This is a genomic window from Streptomyces tsukubensis, assembly GCF_003932715.1.
Taxonomy (GTDB): domain Bacteria; phylum Actinomycetota; class Actinomycetes; order Streptomycetales; family Streptomycetaceae; genus Streptomyces; species Streptomyces tsukubensis.
This window is the reverse complement of sequence record NZ_CP020700.1, coordinates 7,398,898-7,410,926: the sequence shown is the minus strand read 5'-3', so window position 1 is coordinate 7,410,926 and position 12,029 is coordinate 7,398,898. Positions and strand designations below refer to the sequence as shown.

Here is a 12,029-nt window from a genome sequence, read left to right as displayed (position 1 = left end):
GACCGGCGGCGGCTGCGGCGTCGGTACGGGCCCGGGCAGCGGGCCCGGATCGGGCCCCGGCGTGCCGGGCTGGGGAATCGGCGACGGGGGTACAGGGGGCTGGGTCATACGGTCCTCCCGGGTCCGGGGTGCTGCGTTTCCACTGTCCCGCCGGACGGGCCCGGGCGCCCGCCGGGCCCGTACGCGGCTAGGGAGTTTCTTTCGGATCAGGCCGGATCAGCGAGTGGGGGCACCACCCACGCCCGTGGGCGTAGGGGGCCGTAGGCGACTGACGACAACGCGGCGTGGGGGCACTCCCCCTGGGCTACCGCCCGGGGGGACCCCCGCCCGTGCCCGAAGGGCACAGGGGGAGGGCGTGGCCGGGGGCACCCCCAGCGGTGGCCGGGGTAGGCACGCGAGCCCGGCAAGATCCGAAAGAGACGACCTAGCGCCCGGCGCAGGCCGCCACCCCGGCGCGCAGCCCCGGGCGGGGGCTGGAGAGCACGGGCACGGCGGTGGACGTCCGCAGTGCCGCCGGGGCCATGGACGCCTGGGCCAGGACGATCACCCCGGTATCCGTCACGGCATCCGCCGCCCGGGCAACGGCGTCGAGATAACCGTCCGTGTCCCCGGCCAGGAACAGCTCCCAGGCGCCGGGGACCAGCACGCTCCGCAGCTCCAGGGGGCGGCCCGCGGCCTCCGCCCGGATCAGCGCCTCCGTGGGCGCCAGGGTGCTCTCCAGGGCGGCGAGCACCACGACCCGGCCGCGGGCGGCGGCCTCGGCGGCCATCGGCCGATCGACCCGCAGGACCGGCACCCCGTGCCGGGCCGCGCTCGCCTCGGCGGCGGCGCCGATCGTGGAGCAGGTGCACAGCACCGCCCGGGCCCCGTCCGCGACGGCCCGCTCCACCACCGCGGCCACGTCCCCGGCCACCGCGTCGGGACCTTCGGCGACGGCCCGCTCCAGCAGGTCCTCGTGGACCAGATGGCGCAGCTCGACCCCCGGGTGGTCACGGTCGCGCAGGGCGTCGAAGACCGGCGGGTGAACGGGCGAGGTGTGCAGCAGTGCGAGCATGATCACCACCCTAGGCGGGCGTCGTCCGCGGCGAACGGTCCGGGGCGGCCGGACGGCTCACCAGCGGTCGGGGTCGTTCCGCAGTTCGGCCTCGGCCGCGGCGATCAGCGGAGCGGGGGCCGGGGGCGCTTCCTGAGGATGCCGTTCGGCCCACCGCGCGGCGTACGGGCACAGCGGTACGACCGCCACGCCCTCACGCTCCGCGATCGTGTAGAACTCCCTGACCAGAGCCCCGGCCAGCCCCCGGCCGCCATGCTCAGGCTCGACCACCGTGTGCACGGCGACCAGGGCGGCGGGTCCGGCCGGCCCGTCGAGGACGAAGTAGGCGATCCGGCCCGCGACGGGTGCGCCCCCGGGCGGATACGCCTCCAGGAGCCCCCGCTCGCGGTCGTCGCGCAGGTCGGACTCCCACGGCTCGTGCTCCGGCTCCGTACTCATGTCACCGCTCCTTCGGACCGTGCTCCGGACGGATGTTCAGCCGACGGCACCGGGACTGCGCTCGGTCCGGCTTCCCGGCACGGGCGCCCCGGCGTCGGTACCCAGCTCCACGATGCGGTTGTCGGCGCCGACGTGCACGACGCGGGGGACGAGTGCCCGCGCCTCCGCATCGTCCACCTGGGCGTAGCTGATGAGGATGACCAGGTCACCGGGGTTCACCAGATGGGCCGCCGCACCGTTGATCCCGATCGTTCCGGAGCCGCGCCGCCCCTCGATGACGTAGGTCTCCAGCCGCGCACCGTTGGTGATGTCGACGATGTGCACCAGCTCGCCGGGCAGCAGATCGGCGGCCTCCATGAGGTCCGCGTCGATGGTGACGGACCCGACGTAGTGCAGGTCGGCGTGGGTCACGGTGGCTCGGTGGATCTTGGACTTGAACATGGTGCGCATCATCGAGTGTACTCCTGGATCTTGCTCCCTGCCTGCGTTTTTGCAGGTCAAGTGCAGTTTTCCCATCCTACAACGAGTCGCAAGCCTGGTCAGCTTTCCCCATGTTTCTTGAGGACTGATGCTGACCAATTGCCGACTTTCCTGACTCACCGTCAGCTGACTTCAGAGGGGCCGAGCAGCCTCACCCACTCCCTCGGCAGGACGACGACGCCAGCCTACGCAACGCCCCTCGGCAGCCGTCCAGGACCACCGTCACTGTGACCGGAGCCACGCAAGCAGGTCGCCGGCCTGCACGCGCCGGGGCTACTGGCGGCGGCCTCAGCTCTGGGACGCGGTCCCCCCACCCCCCGATGACGCTGCCCTCGGATCGCCACGACAATCACTGGACCCGAAGGGCGGAGCAACATAACGGCAAGTCCCCGGTTAGCCAAACCGGGGATTCTCGTGACCATTTCCGGAGCCCGCATGACGACAGGGCGCCCGCTGGGTAACACCCGCCTCTTCCGCCGCCTGCGGGCTGCAGGCTGCTCCATTCCGGGTCGGCGAAGCCGCAAAACCGAAGGAGATCCTTGCCCATAAATCCGCAGACGCCTCTCGGCAGTACAAGCACCACAGCAGAGGTACCTCACGGGAGGCGCGCCGTCGAACCCGTGCTCATGGACACGTCCGAGGTGGCAACCCTGCTGAATATGTCCACGAGTTGGGTGTACAAGGAGGCCTCCAAGCTCGGCCTGAAGGGTTACAAGCTCGGCAGAGGAAGGAACGCGAAGGTCCTCTACAAGAAGACCGAGGTCTTCAAGTGGCTGGAGCAGCAAAAGATCCATTAGCGCCGGTCGCCAGCCAGGCCCGCATCAACCAAAATCGCTGCGGACCTGCACGCAAAATGACAGCATTCCGAAAATGACGACGCACCCGTTCGAGGACGTTACTCACGTCCCGGCGCTGTGGCCTCTGCTGGACCACCTGGGCACCGTGTTCCAGCGGTTCGACGGTCAAGACTCCAGCTGCACCTCGTACGGATTGCTGAAGGTTGTCCCGTAAGAGGTCGGCGTCCGGGAGGGTGTCCTGATGATGAACATGGTGGAGTGGGAGGAGATACGTCGTCGACTGCACTTCGGGCAGTGTGTTTTCGGAAGGGTGGTCCGGATACCGAGGCCGGGCACGATCGGCGTCTTCGTTGACATCGGGCTTGCCGTCGGCGGCTTCGTCGACGTGCTGTTGCTGCCGGAGGATGCCGCTAGGTGGCCGGCTGAGGGCACCGAGACTGAGTTTGAGGTCTGGTGGGTCGATGAAAGGCCCCAGGGTCGACTGAAGCCGGTCGATCGCCATTTCTTGCGGGAAGACTTCGACGAATGGCTCAGTCGATGGCGACCTGGGTGGCCTCAGGAGCGCGGTCTCCCGGTCCTGGCCATCGAACCGCCGTCTCACGGCACCTGACGGCACTCTGCTGAGATGATCACGGACTGGTGAGAGCCAGGTTGTGTAGTTGGGCGATGCCGAGCATGGCCTGGTGAACGCCGCTGCCCTTGAGGCGGCAGTCCCGCAGGATGTTCCATTTCTGGAAATTCGTGAGAAATCGGTGACGGGGGCGTCCTCCGATTGCTCAACCGAAGGTCCAGACTCCGTCGCCGAGCAGTTCGTCCAAGTCATTGGCGACGCGCTCGATGAGATCGTCTCCGAAGACGACGAGGGCTTGTTCGGCGTAGTGGGCGAACGTGCCGAGTCGGGCGTCCGCGGTGACGAGGAACTGGAACTCGCCGTCGGCGATAGCGCTGCCCGGCCAGGGCGGCTGCCCCGGGCCGCCAACGCGGTGCGGATCGAACTTCCAGCCGTTGAGATATGGACGGCACTTGTAGACCCATTCACCGGGCCGGACGCAGGCACGCAGGCCGCGCTCGATGACGCCTTCGGCGGCTGAGATCGCCGGAGCGCCGCGGTCAAGCATGCCGTAGAACCAGCGGCGCGAGTCGACCGGCGCCGTATACCGTCCGCTCCCGCTGGCGTAGTCAAAGCCGATGCGAGCCTCGCCGCGACGCGCTATCCGTCCGGACTCGGCGTCGTGGAGAGAATGCCTCGCGGGCGGGGCCGCAGCGGGCTCGCCTGGCGGGGTCCAGCGGTGGGACCGGACCATCGTGACGTCCCGAAACCCAACGCCCACAAGGGCACTGCGCAGCTGCCCGTCGGCCTCGGCGACCAGGAACCCCTTCCCGGGCGGCTGGAACCGCCACAACGGCAGCTTGGCGAGCAGTTCGGCACGTGAAGCGGTCATGCCCCCGACAGCAGCGAACCCGGTGCCCCGAATGGGCTCCAGCCAGCACGCCGCGGCAACCCTTCCGCGGTGAGTCAGCACGCGGACATCGACGTCCCAGTACGGGATCGAGCCCATCGCATGCCAAACCGACAGCGGGACCCGGTGCGGCCCGGAGCCGGCGGAGAGGTCGAGCGCCTGCTGCGCCTGCGCCTCGTCCCACCGGACCGATTCAATTCCCCACTCCGGCTGCGGCTGGGGGAAGTCGAGCTCGGCCACTTCGCCGACCAGGACACTGCGCTCCCATCCTGCGGTGAAACCCGCCGCTTCCAGCGAGGCCGTCAACCGTGACGCTTCTGTGTCGTGGGCGAACACGCGCCACTCCACAGGTTCCACACGCGCAGCCGCGCACTGCTGCACTTGCAGAACAAGCTGCGCGGTCGAGATCGAGGCGTCCAGGGCGGGGTGATCGACGATGCAGTGGGTGCCGTAGTGCGTGAGAGTCACCGGTCCGATCCGCTCGACCACGGTGCCGAATCGCGGATGCGCCGAATCGGGGCTACGCAGCCTGCGATCGTACGCTGCCAGCAGTTCCCCCACGTTCATAACCACCGCGGCATTCAAGCACTGCGGTTCCCGCGACGCCATCGAATATGTCAGGGACGCCGAGCGCGGTGCGGCTCTCGTCCGGCCGGTTGGTCGGTAGCAGCACTGGCCAGAGCGGAAGCGCTTCGGTCGAAACTCTCCGCACCGGCATTCCAAGCGTTTCGGACGAATCGTTTGACGCCCGGCCGTGCTTCACGATCCCTGGGATATTTGTAAGGCCTGTGGGCTCACCGGCCTTGATCCTCACATGCCTCACGGCTCCGGGCCGCCCGAGATAGGAGATCAGACCTCTGCGGGGGACCCGGGCTGCCCGGGTGTCGCATGGAGCTGCGCCGCGGGTCCCGGGACATCTGCTGTCAGGGGGTGCGTCAGAGTCTGCGCATGCTCGAGATCGTGGTGAAGACGGAGAACGGGGAGCGGCACGTTCGTGTTTCCGCGCAGGAGCCGGCCGGGCTCGTCCGGCGAACCGGCAGCGATCACGGCCTTGTCCATCGCAGTCAGGGTTCTCTCGAACTCCACCGGCCCCGTGCTGGTGGCAGAGTTCGCTGATCACCGTTCCGTCGGCGTCGTTGAACACTGCGAACGTGATGGTGATGCCGTGCCGCAGGCAGTTGTGCGTGCGCCGTTCGGGCGCCCCCGGCAGCATCGGCTGCGAGCGGTCTGGTCCTTCTCGTCGCCGCAGAGGACCACCGCCCACTCCGGCGGGCTTCTGAGCACCCCCGCTGGCCGAATGCGTCTTGTCCTCCTACCCTGGGCTGTTCCTCCAGGAGGAGGGAAGGGCCGAACTTGCCTGCCTGGGCTGTGATCTTCCGGTCGGAACGAGAATGGACGACTGCGGGTGCTGGCAGGTCGTCCGGCTCGTCCCGCAGGCGGTAGTGCGGCTGCCCGGCCCGCCGGAGCGGCCGGTCATGGACTGGGCGGAGCTGCTGGCGACCGGCGCGCTGTGGCACCGGCTGAGCGAGTACCGGGACATCCCGGCGGGCGTGGCTCTCGCCCAGGTGGTGGTGGCCGCCGGAGACGCTCCGGTCGAGGTGGTGCCCGGGCCGGTCGCGGAGCTCCTCGGCCGGGCACTCGGCGCGCTGCTGCCCACCGGGGAAGGTGCGAAGCGGCTGGACCTGGCGGGACCGGGGTTCGGCGAGCCGGCCACTGACTTGGTGCTGATGCCGGTCCATCCGCAGACCGGAGACATGTGGCAGCCGCATGCCGGGGCGGTGCCGGTACCTATGGATGCCGCGCTCTGGGCCGAGCTCGCCTTCCCGCCACACCGGACCCGGCTGCCGGTGGTCGGCGGGCTCCCGACAGGTATGGAGCGGGACGACCCGCTGCCGTCGCACTCGTGGTACCCGTTCCAGCCGTCCAGGGAGGCGTTCCGGTGCACGCCTCGCGCGGATGCCCGCCGTCAGGGAACCGTGGCTGTGGGCGATCTACGACCGAGGATGCTGACCCGTCAGAGGTAGTGCGGAACCAGACGTTGAGGTCTACGTAGTGGGTGTAGTCATGGACCGAGTGGCAGCTGGGACCAGGACACCCCCTGATCACACATAGCTGACCGACATCACGCATTCGACTTCAGTATCCGATTTGCTCATGGAGTTGTCTGACGTGTTGGTGATCTCGGCGGAGTCTCCGATGTTGTAGTACCTGCCCCCCGGGCCCCGTCTCACGCCGCTCGCCTGCGCCCCGCCGACTGGCCGTGCTCCGGCAACCTGCCGCTACCGGTCTGCTGCTGCGCCGCGCCTGGGACCAGCCGCTGAGCCCGCCCGTCCTCGCGACGAGTGCGTCCGTCAGTGCCCGTCAGGAAGACTTTCTGTGGTGGAGCTCCAGCGGCTTGCGGGCCCGCCACTGGTCGATCAAGGGGGCCAGCATCGGGCCCAGCTCGGGCACCTTGGGGACGACCGTCAGGGCCGACAGTCCCTGGAGCAGACGGGCCCCTTCCATGAGGTCCAGAAGTGTTCGGTCGACGCGAGTTCCGCTCGCCCGCTCGTACACCTCGATAGCGCGCGGTCCGGTGAAGGTCAGGTCCCACTCGACAGGGCCGACCGTGACGTCCTCGAAATCCGCAAAGCGGTGGCCGTCCGCGGTGCGCAGCAGGTTATATGCGGGTGAGTCACCGTGCAACGACTGGAGCCGGGCCTGCGGGAACCGGGCCGGGAACTCGGCGACGAGCGCTTCGAGGACGGTGTATTCGCGGTCGGCACGGTCGAGGTCGGCGGGGGTGAGCGCCTGCGGTTCGCTCCGGAGCTCGGCGAGGGCGAGGCCGATGGCCGGGACCAGGGGAGATAGGACGGGCAGCTCGCCGGGGTAGTGGGCGAGGGCGGCGTGCAACTCGGCCGTCCAGCCGGTCTGCTCGGTGAAACGGTCCGTCAGCGTCCCGGGGTCACCCTGCAGAAGGTCGCGGAGCGGCTCGATCTCGGTGACGTACTCCCAGAACGTCAGACTCGTTCCGCCGGCCCCGACCGGTTCACGGGGCACAAGGGGACTGGGGCCGACGACAGGAAACCCGGTGTCGGCCAGCCAGCCCGTGACGGCGAGCTCCCGCTGCTGTCTCTCCCTGAGTTCGGCCGCCGTACCCACGGCGAGCGCAGGAACGCGCACCACGACGGGCTCCGGTGCGAGGTGCACCAGAACACTGAAAACGTCGTGGAGAACGCGAGGCCGGTCGGCACGCAGGCCGAGCTCTCGACCGGCCTCGACGGCAAGGGCGAGGGCGTGTTCGGCACGGGAACCGGGGTGACTCGACATGGAAGAGATCCTGTCGTCGGCCCGGCCGCACTGTCCAGCGGATATCACCACCGGCCGACCCGCACGCCCGGACAGCCGAGTTCACTTTCGTACGGGCCCCGGAGCCAGGGAGAGGGCCTGTTGTCTGCCCTGCAGGGACGAGGCCGCCGCACGGGCCACGTCGGCGCGGGGGCTGGCTGCGCACTCCCGGAGAAAGGCCTCAACCAGAGGGCCGGGCCATTTCGCTGCGGCGACCACGGCCCAGTACCGGAGGCCGTCGTGGGGACCAAGAGGGGCGAGGAAGTCGAGCACGTGGCCGATCACGAGGAGAAACACTTCGCCGCCACCGGGAGCAGCCGTCGGCTGGCCGCGGCATCCGTGGACATCGCCGCCGACATGCTCCCCGCCCCACCCCGCGCGACCGGCGGCTCGCGACAGCAGCCCTCCGGCTGCGCGGCCGCCTCCTGCGCCGACTCCCGCCCCGTCCGGACAGCCGCCCCCACCGGCTCGCCGAGGTCGGCCCCGACTGGATGCGTTCCCCCCGGACCCCCCAGACCCCCCGAGACAGAAGCACCCGCGCCATGGACCGAAGCGCCACCGTGCCGTCCGCGTCCCCGGCTCGCGTCGGTTCAGCGTGCCAGGAAGGCCAGCACGATCCGGTTGACCTCCTCGGCATGCGTCCACAGCAGCCCGTGTGGCGCGCCCGCGATTTCCGTGTAGGACGCCCGCGGCAGGAGTGCGCGCAGCTGTCTGGCGGTCGCGTCGATCGGCATGAACCGGTCGCGGGTGCCGTGGACGATCAGCACCGGCACGTCGATCGCGGCGATGTCGGCGCGGAAGTCGGTGATCCAGGTCGGGATGACCGCCGCGCAGGCTCGCGGAGACGCGGCGGCGGCCATCTCCCGGAGCCTGGCCCGGGTCCCGGGGCCGGGCGGCTCGGCGACGTGCTCGTCGCCTTCGAGCAGGAGGTGGCACAGCTCCGCGAGATACGCGTGCCGGTCCTGGCGGGCCCTGGCGATCAGTGCGTCGAAGTACGACAGCTCGAAGCCGTGGGGTGTCCGGTCGGTCCGCAGGAGGAACGGGGGCAGCGACGCCACGAAGACCGCCCTGGCCACCCGCGCCGAGCCGTGGGTGGCCAGGTAGCGCGCTATCTCGCCGGTGCCCGTCGCATGGCCGACCAGGACGGCTTGGGTCAGTTCCAGGTGGACCAGGACCGCGTCCAGGTCGGCCGCGAAGGTGTCGTAGTCGTAGCCGTCCACCGGGTGCGAGGAGCGTCCGAATCCCCGGCGGTCGTAGGTGATCACCCGGTAGCCGGCCGCCAGTAGCGCCGGGACCTGCCGGTCCCAGCTGCGGCCGTCGAGCGGGTACCCGTGGATCAGGACCGCGGGCTGTCCGGTCCCCTGGTTCTCGTAGTAGAGGTCGACCACGGCGCTGGTCGCGTGGCTGATCGTGATGTAGGGCATGGCGATCCCTCCGGCGGAGGTCCGGTCGTACGGGAACGGGCGGGGGCGCCCGCCACGCGTCCAGCCTGTCCGGTGCCCGGCGGCGGTGACATCGGTCATCCGACTGTGATCGACCAGGATCCGCCGGGCGGACCCGGGGGTGCGGCCAGGGACACCTACGGGTGCGATGCCGGAGTACGGCCGGGCACCCTGGCCCATGCAGCCGCGGCCCACCGCACCCGGGCGGGAACCGGCGGCGGGCACGGCCGGGCCCGGAGGAGGCTGGAGTGATGCAGGAGTGATGAACAGCGGGGCAAGGAGCCGGGGATCGCAGATCGTCGGCCGGATCCAGGACGTGCGGTGGGTGTGCGAGTTCTTCGGGACCGAATCCGGCCGCAGCAGGGGGCTGCACGTGGTCGGGGAGGCCGGTGTCGGCAAGACGACGCTGCTCGACGCCGTGGCCGACGCGGTGGCCCAGGCCGGTACGCGGGTGCTGCGCGCCGACGGCGTCGAGTTCGAGGCGGACATCCCGTTCGCCGGACTGCACCAGCTCCTCACACCCGTGCTGGACGAAGCCGAGCGGCTGCCGTCCGCGTACCGCGAAGCCCTCTCGGTCGCCCTCGGCTTCGCCACCGGCCCCGCCCCGGACCGGCTGCTGCTGGTCAACGCCACCCTGGCCCTGCTGCGGCAGGCCGCGGCCGCAGCGCCGCTCCTCCTGATCGTCGACGACCTGCCCTGGCTGGACCGGGCCAGCGCCGTGGTCCTCGGGGTCCTCTCCCGCCGCCTCCACGGCAGCCGGATCGCCTTCCTCGCCACCTCGCGGACCGGCCTGGCGAGCGTCTTCGACCACGGCGGTCTTGAGGAGTACGAACTGGGGCCGCTGGACGACGACTCGGCGCACCTGCTGCTCTCCGCCCGTGACCCGGCCATGGCGGCCAGGGTCAGGGCGCGCGTGGTCGCCGAGTCCCGCGGTAACCCGCTGGCCCTGCTGGAGCTGTCGGCGGAGCTGACGGGAGCGCAGCGGGCCGCGAGGGAGGAGCTGCCGGAGCTGCTGCCGCTGGGCGAGCGGCTGCGACACTTGTTCGCCGGACGCGTCGGCGCCCTCTCGGAGGCCGGGCGCCGCGTGCTGCTGCTCGCCGCCCTGGACGGCACCGGCGATCTCGGAGTCCTGCATGCCGCCGCCGGGAAGGACGCGTCCGCGCTGACCGCCGTCGAGCACGCCCGTCTCGTTCGGATCGACTCCGCGACGCGACGCCTGACGTTCCTGCACCCGCTGATCCGCTCCGCGGCCGTCGAGGCCGCCACCCTGCCCGAACGCCACGCCGCCCATCAGGCGCTGGCCTCTGTTGTGGCGGACCGGCCCGAGCGGCGGGCCTGGCATCTGGCCGAAGCCGCGATCGCGCCGGACGAGGAGGTGGCGCGGCTGCTGCAGGACGCCGGGCACGCGGCGGTGCGACGCGGGGACGCGGCTGGCGCCGTCCGCTGCCTCGTCCGGGCTGCCGACCTGAGCCCGGACGCCGGCGACCGCGGACGGCGGCTGGCCGAGGCCGCGTATCTCGGCGCCGAGGCGACCGGTGACGTCGCCCACGCCTCGGAGCTGCTTCGCCGGTCGCAGAGCGCGGATGCCGGCGGCAGCGGCGCCCTGCACGCCGCCGCGGCGGCGGTGTACATCCTGGTGAACACCGAGGCCGATCTCACCACCGCGTACCGGCTGCTGGCCGGTGCGATCGAGGCGGCAGGACCCGGCTACGATGCCGGCGACCCCGCTCTGATCGACGCGCTGCACACCCTCCAGCTGGTCTGCTGGTGGAGCGGCCGGGCCGAGCTGTGGGCTCCGTTCACCGACATCGTGGGCCGGCTCACCCCCGCCCCGCCGCCGGTGCTGGCGCTCGCGGCGAGGACGTTCCCCGACCCGGCGCGCACCGGCGTCGAGGCCCTGGCCTGCCTCGACGGGGTCCGCGAGCTCCTGCGCCGTACCCCGGACCCGACCGTGCTCGTACGCGGCGCGACGGCGACCGTCTACCTCGACCGGGTCGGCGAGCTGAAGGACCGGCTCTGGGCTCTGGTGAACTCCGGCCGCCAGGGCGTCGGCCCGGTCCGCCGCCATCTCGGCGCCCTCATGCACCTGTGCATGGAGGACTTCCTGACCGGCGAGTGGGAGGAGGCACAGCAACTGGTCACCGAGGGGGCTGCGCTGTGCGAGGCCGGGTACCCCTTCTTCTCGTGGTACTTCCAGTACAACCAGGTGCTGCTGCACGGCGCACGCGGCGAGACGGAGGCCGGTGACGCCCTCGCCGGCCGGATGCTGAGCTGGGCCACGCGCCGCGGCGCCGGCGGGGCGGTGGCCTTCGCCCACCAGGCGCGCACCCTGGTCCACGTGGGCAGCGGCGACTACGAGTCCGCCTACCGCCACGCCACCGCGCTCACTCCGGCCGGGACCCTGGCCCCCTATACGGCGCACGCGCTGTGGGGCGCGTACGACCTGGTCGAGGCAGCGGTGCGCACGGGCCGCGACACCGAGGCCGCTGCCCACGTACGAACCCTGCGGGAGCTGGGGATCGCCCGGCTGTCCGACCGTTACGCGATGCTCGTGTCGGGAGCGGCCGGCCTGTGCACCCCGGACGAGGAGGCCATCGCCCACTTCCGGCAGGCGCTCGCGGCGCCGGGGGTGGACCGCTGGGTGTTCGAAGCGGCACGGATCCGGCTGGCGTTCGGAGAACGGTTACGGCGTACGGGCGCGAAGGGCGAGGCACGCGAACCACTGGCCACCGCCGCGGACGCCTTCGACCGGCTCGGTGCACTTCCCTGGGCGGAGCGGGCCCGCAAGGAGCTGCGCGCGGCCGGCCGGCCGACCCGGCCGCAGGCCACCCGGTCGCTGCTCACCCCGCAGGAGCTGGAGATCGCGCGACTGGCGGCGTCCGGCCTGACCAACAAGCAGATCGGCGAGCGCCTCTACCTGTCCCACCGGACCGTCGGCGCCCATCTGTACCAGGTCTACCCGAAGCTCGGGATCACCACGCGGGCCGCCCTGCGCGACGCGCTGACCGCGCTCGACGTCGGCGGGTGACAC

General features: G+C 71.1%; 10 protein-coding genes and 1 pseudogene. 4 read left to right on the top strand and 7 right to left on the bottom strand.

Annotation, left to right across the window (positions count from 1 at the left end):
* Positions 1 to 424 precede the first annotated feature (424 nt).
* The 3 genes from B7R87_RS30815 to panD are packed head-to-tail and all read right to left on the bottom strand — an operon-like array spanning position 425 to position 1,945.
* Positions 425 to 1,054: an aspartate/glutamate racemase family protein gene (locus B7R87_RS30815; protein WP_130584788.1), complete on the bottom strand. Its 630-nt coding sequence runs from the start codon at positions 1,052 to 1,054 to the stop codon at positions 425 to 427.
* Between the two features lie 57 nt (positions 1,055 to 1,111).
* The gene (locus B7R87_RS30810; RefSeq protein ID WP_006345086.1) at positions 1,112 to 1,492 is read right to left on the bottom strand and encodes a GNAT family N-acetyltransferase; all 381 of its coding nucleotides are present in this window, start codon (positions 1,490 to 1,492) and stop codon (positions 1,112 to 1,114) included.
* Between the two features lie 36 nt (positions 1,493 to 1,528).
* Positions 1,529 to 1,945, bottom strand: a complete 417-nt coding sequence (gene panD / locus B7R87_RS30805; protein ID WP_006345087.1) for an aspartate 1-decarboxylase — start codon at positions 1,943 to 1,945, stop codon at positions 1,529 to 1,531.
* 653 nt (positions 1,946 to 2,598) lie between these two features.
* Between panD and B7R87_RS33935 the strand changes: the two genes are divergently transcribed.
* Together B7R87_RS33935 and B7R87_RS30795 are read left to right on the top strand one after the other, a co-directional pair.
* Positions 2,599 to 2,769 (top strand): helix-turn-helix domain-containing protein, encoded by a 171-nt coding sequence (locus B7R87_RS33935; RefSeq protein ID WP_006345088.1) that lies wholly within the window; start codon positions 2,599 to 2,601, stop codon positions 2,767 to 2,769.
* A gap of 241 nt (positions 2,770 to 3,010) precedes the next feature.
* Positions 3,011 to 3,379: a hypothetical protein gene (locus tag B7R87_RS30795; RefSeq protein ID WP_006345089.1), complete on the top strand. Its 369-nt coding sequence runs from the start codon at positions 3,011 to 3,013 to the stop codon at positions 3,377 to 3,379.
* A 19-nt stretch (positions 3,380 to 3,398) separates the two neighbouring features.
* Here the strand turns inward: B7R87_RS30795 and B7R87_RS30790 are convergent.
* A pseudogene (locus B7R87_RS30790) lies at positions 3,399 to 3,497 on the bottom strand (IS5/IS1182 family transposase); the annotation flags it as partial.
* Between the two features lie 48 nt (positions 3,498 to 3,545).
* On the bottom strand, positions 3,546 to 4,790 hold the full coding sequence (locus B7R87_RS30785; protein ID WP_157997823.1) for a DUF2716 domain-containing protein: 1,245 nt from the start codon (positions 4,788 to 4,790) through the stop codon (positions 3,546 to 3,548).
* 830 nt (positions 4,791 to 5,620) lie between these two features.
* Here B7R87_RS30785 and B7R87_RS30775 point away from each other — a divergent pair.
* Entirely contained in the window at positions 5,621 to 6,253 is a 633-nt protein-coding gene (locus tag B7R87_RS30775; protein ID WP_006345092.1) for a hypothetical protein, read from the top strand.
* Positions 6,254 to 6,590: 337 nt separating this feature from the next.
* Here the strand turns inward: B7R87_RS30775 and B7R87_RS30770 are convergent, their stop codons facing one another.
* Together B7R87_RS30770 and B7R87_RS30765 are read right to left on the bottom strand one after the other, a co-directional pair.
* Entirely contained in the window at positions 6,591 to 7,538 is a 948-nt protein-coding gene (locus B7R87_RS30770) for a phosphotransferase (RefSeq protein WP_040912985.1), read from the bottom strand.
* A 608-nt stretch (positions 7,539 to 8,146) separates the two neighbouring features.
* The gene (locus B7R87_RS30765; RefSeq protein ID WP_040912990.1) at positions 8,147 to 8,980 is read right to left on the bottom strand and encodes an alpha/beta fold hydrolase; all 834 of its coding nucleotides are present in this window, start codon (positions 8,978 to 8,980) and stop codon (positions 8,147 to 8,149) included.
* A gap of 280 nt (positions 8,981 to 9,260) precedes the next feature.
* On the opposite strand from B7R87_RS30765, the gene B7R87_RS30760 reads away from it, so the two are divergent.
* Complete coding sequence (locus B7R87_RS30760) at positions 9,261 to 12,026, top strand: AAA family ATPase (protein ID WP_130584787.1); 2,766 nt, start codon at positions 9,261 to 9,263, stop codon at positions 12,024 to 12,026.
* Positions 12,027 to 12,029: the final 3 nt, after the last annotated feature.

Coding starts and splice junctions, on each gene's coding strand:
- B7R87_RS30775 (WP_006345092.1), top strand. CDS start 5,621: ATGGACGACTGCGGGTGCTGGCAGGTCGTCCGGCTCGTCCCGCAGGCG.
- B7R87_RS30760 (WP_130584787.1), top strand. CDS start 9,261: ATGAACAGCGGGGCAAGGAGCCGGGGATCGCAGATCGTCGGCCGGATC.
- B7R87_RS30795 (WP_006345089.1), top strand. CDS start 3,011: ATGATGAACATGGTGGAGTGGGAGGAGATACGTCGTCGACTGCACTTC.
- B7R87_RS33935 (WP_006345088.1), top strand. CDS start 2,599: ATGGACACGTCCGAGGTGGCAACCCTGCTGAATATGTCCACGAGTTGG.
- panD (WP_006345087.1), bottom strand. CDS start 1,945: ATGATGCGCACCATGTTCAAGTCCAAGATCCACCGAGCCACCGTGACC.
- B7R87_RS30815 (WP_130584788.1), bottom strand. CDS start 1,054: ATGCTCGCACTGCTGCACACCTCGCCCGTTCACCCGCCGGTCTTCGAC.
- B7R87_RS30810 (WP_006345086.1), bottom strand. CDS start 1,492: ATGAGTACGGAGCCGGAGCACGAGCCGTGGGAGTCCGACCTGCGCGAC.
- B7R87_RS30770 (WP_040912985.1), bottom strand. CDS start 7,538: ATGTCGAGTCACCCCGGTTCCCGTGCCGAACACGCCCTCGCCCTTGCC.
- B7R87_RS30765 (WP_040912990.1), bottom strand. CDS start 8,980: ATGCCCTACATCACGATCAGCCACGCGACCAGCGCCGTGGTCGACCTC.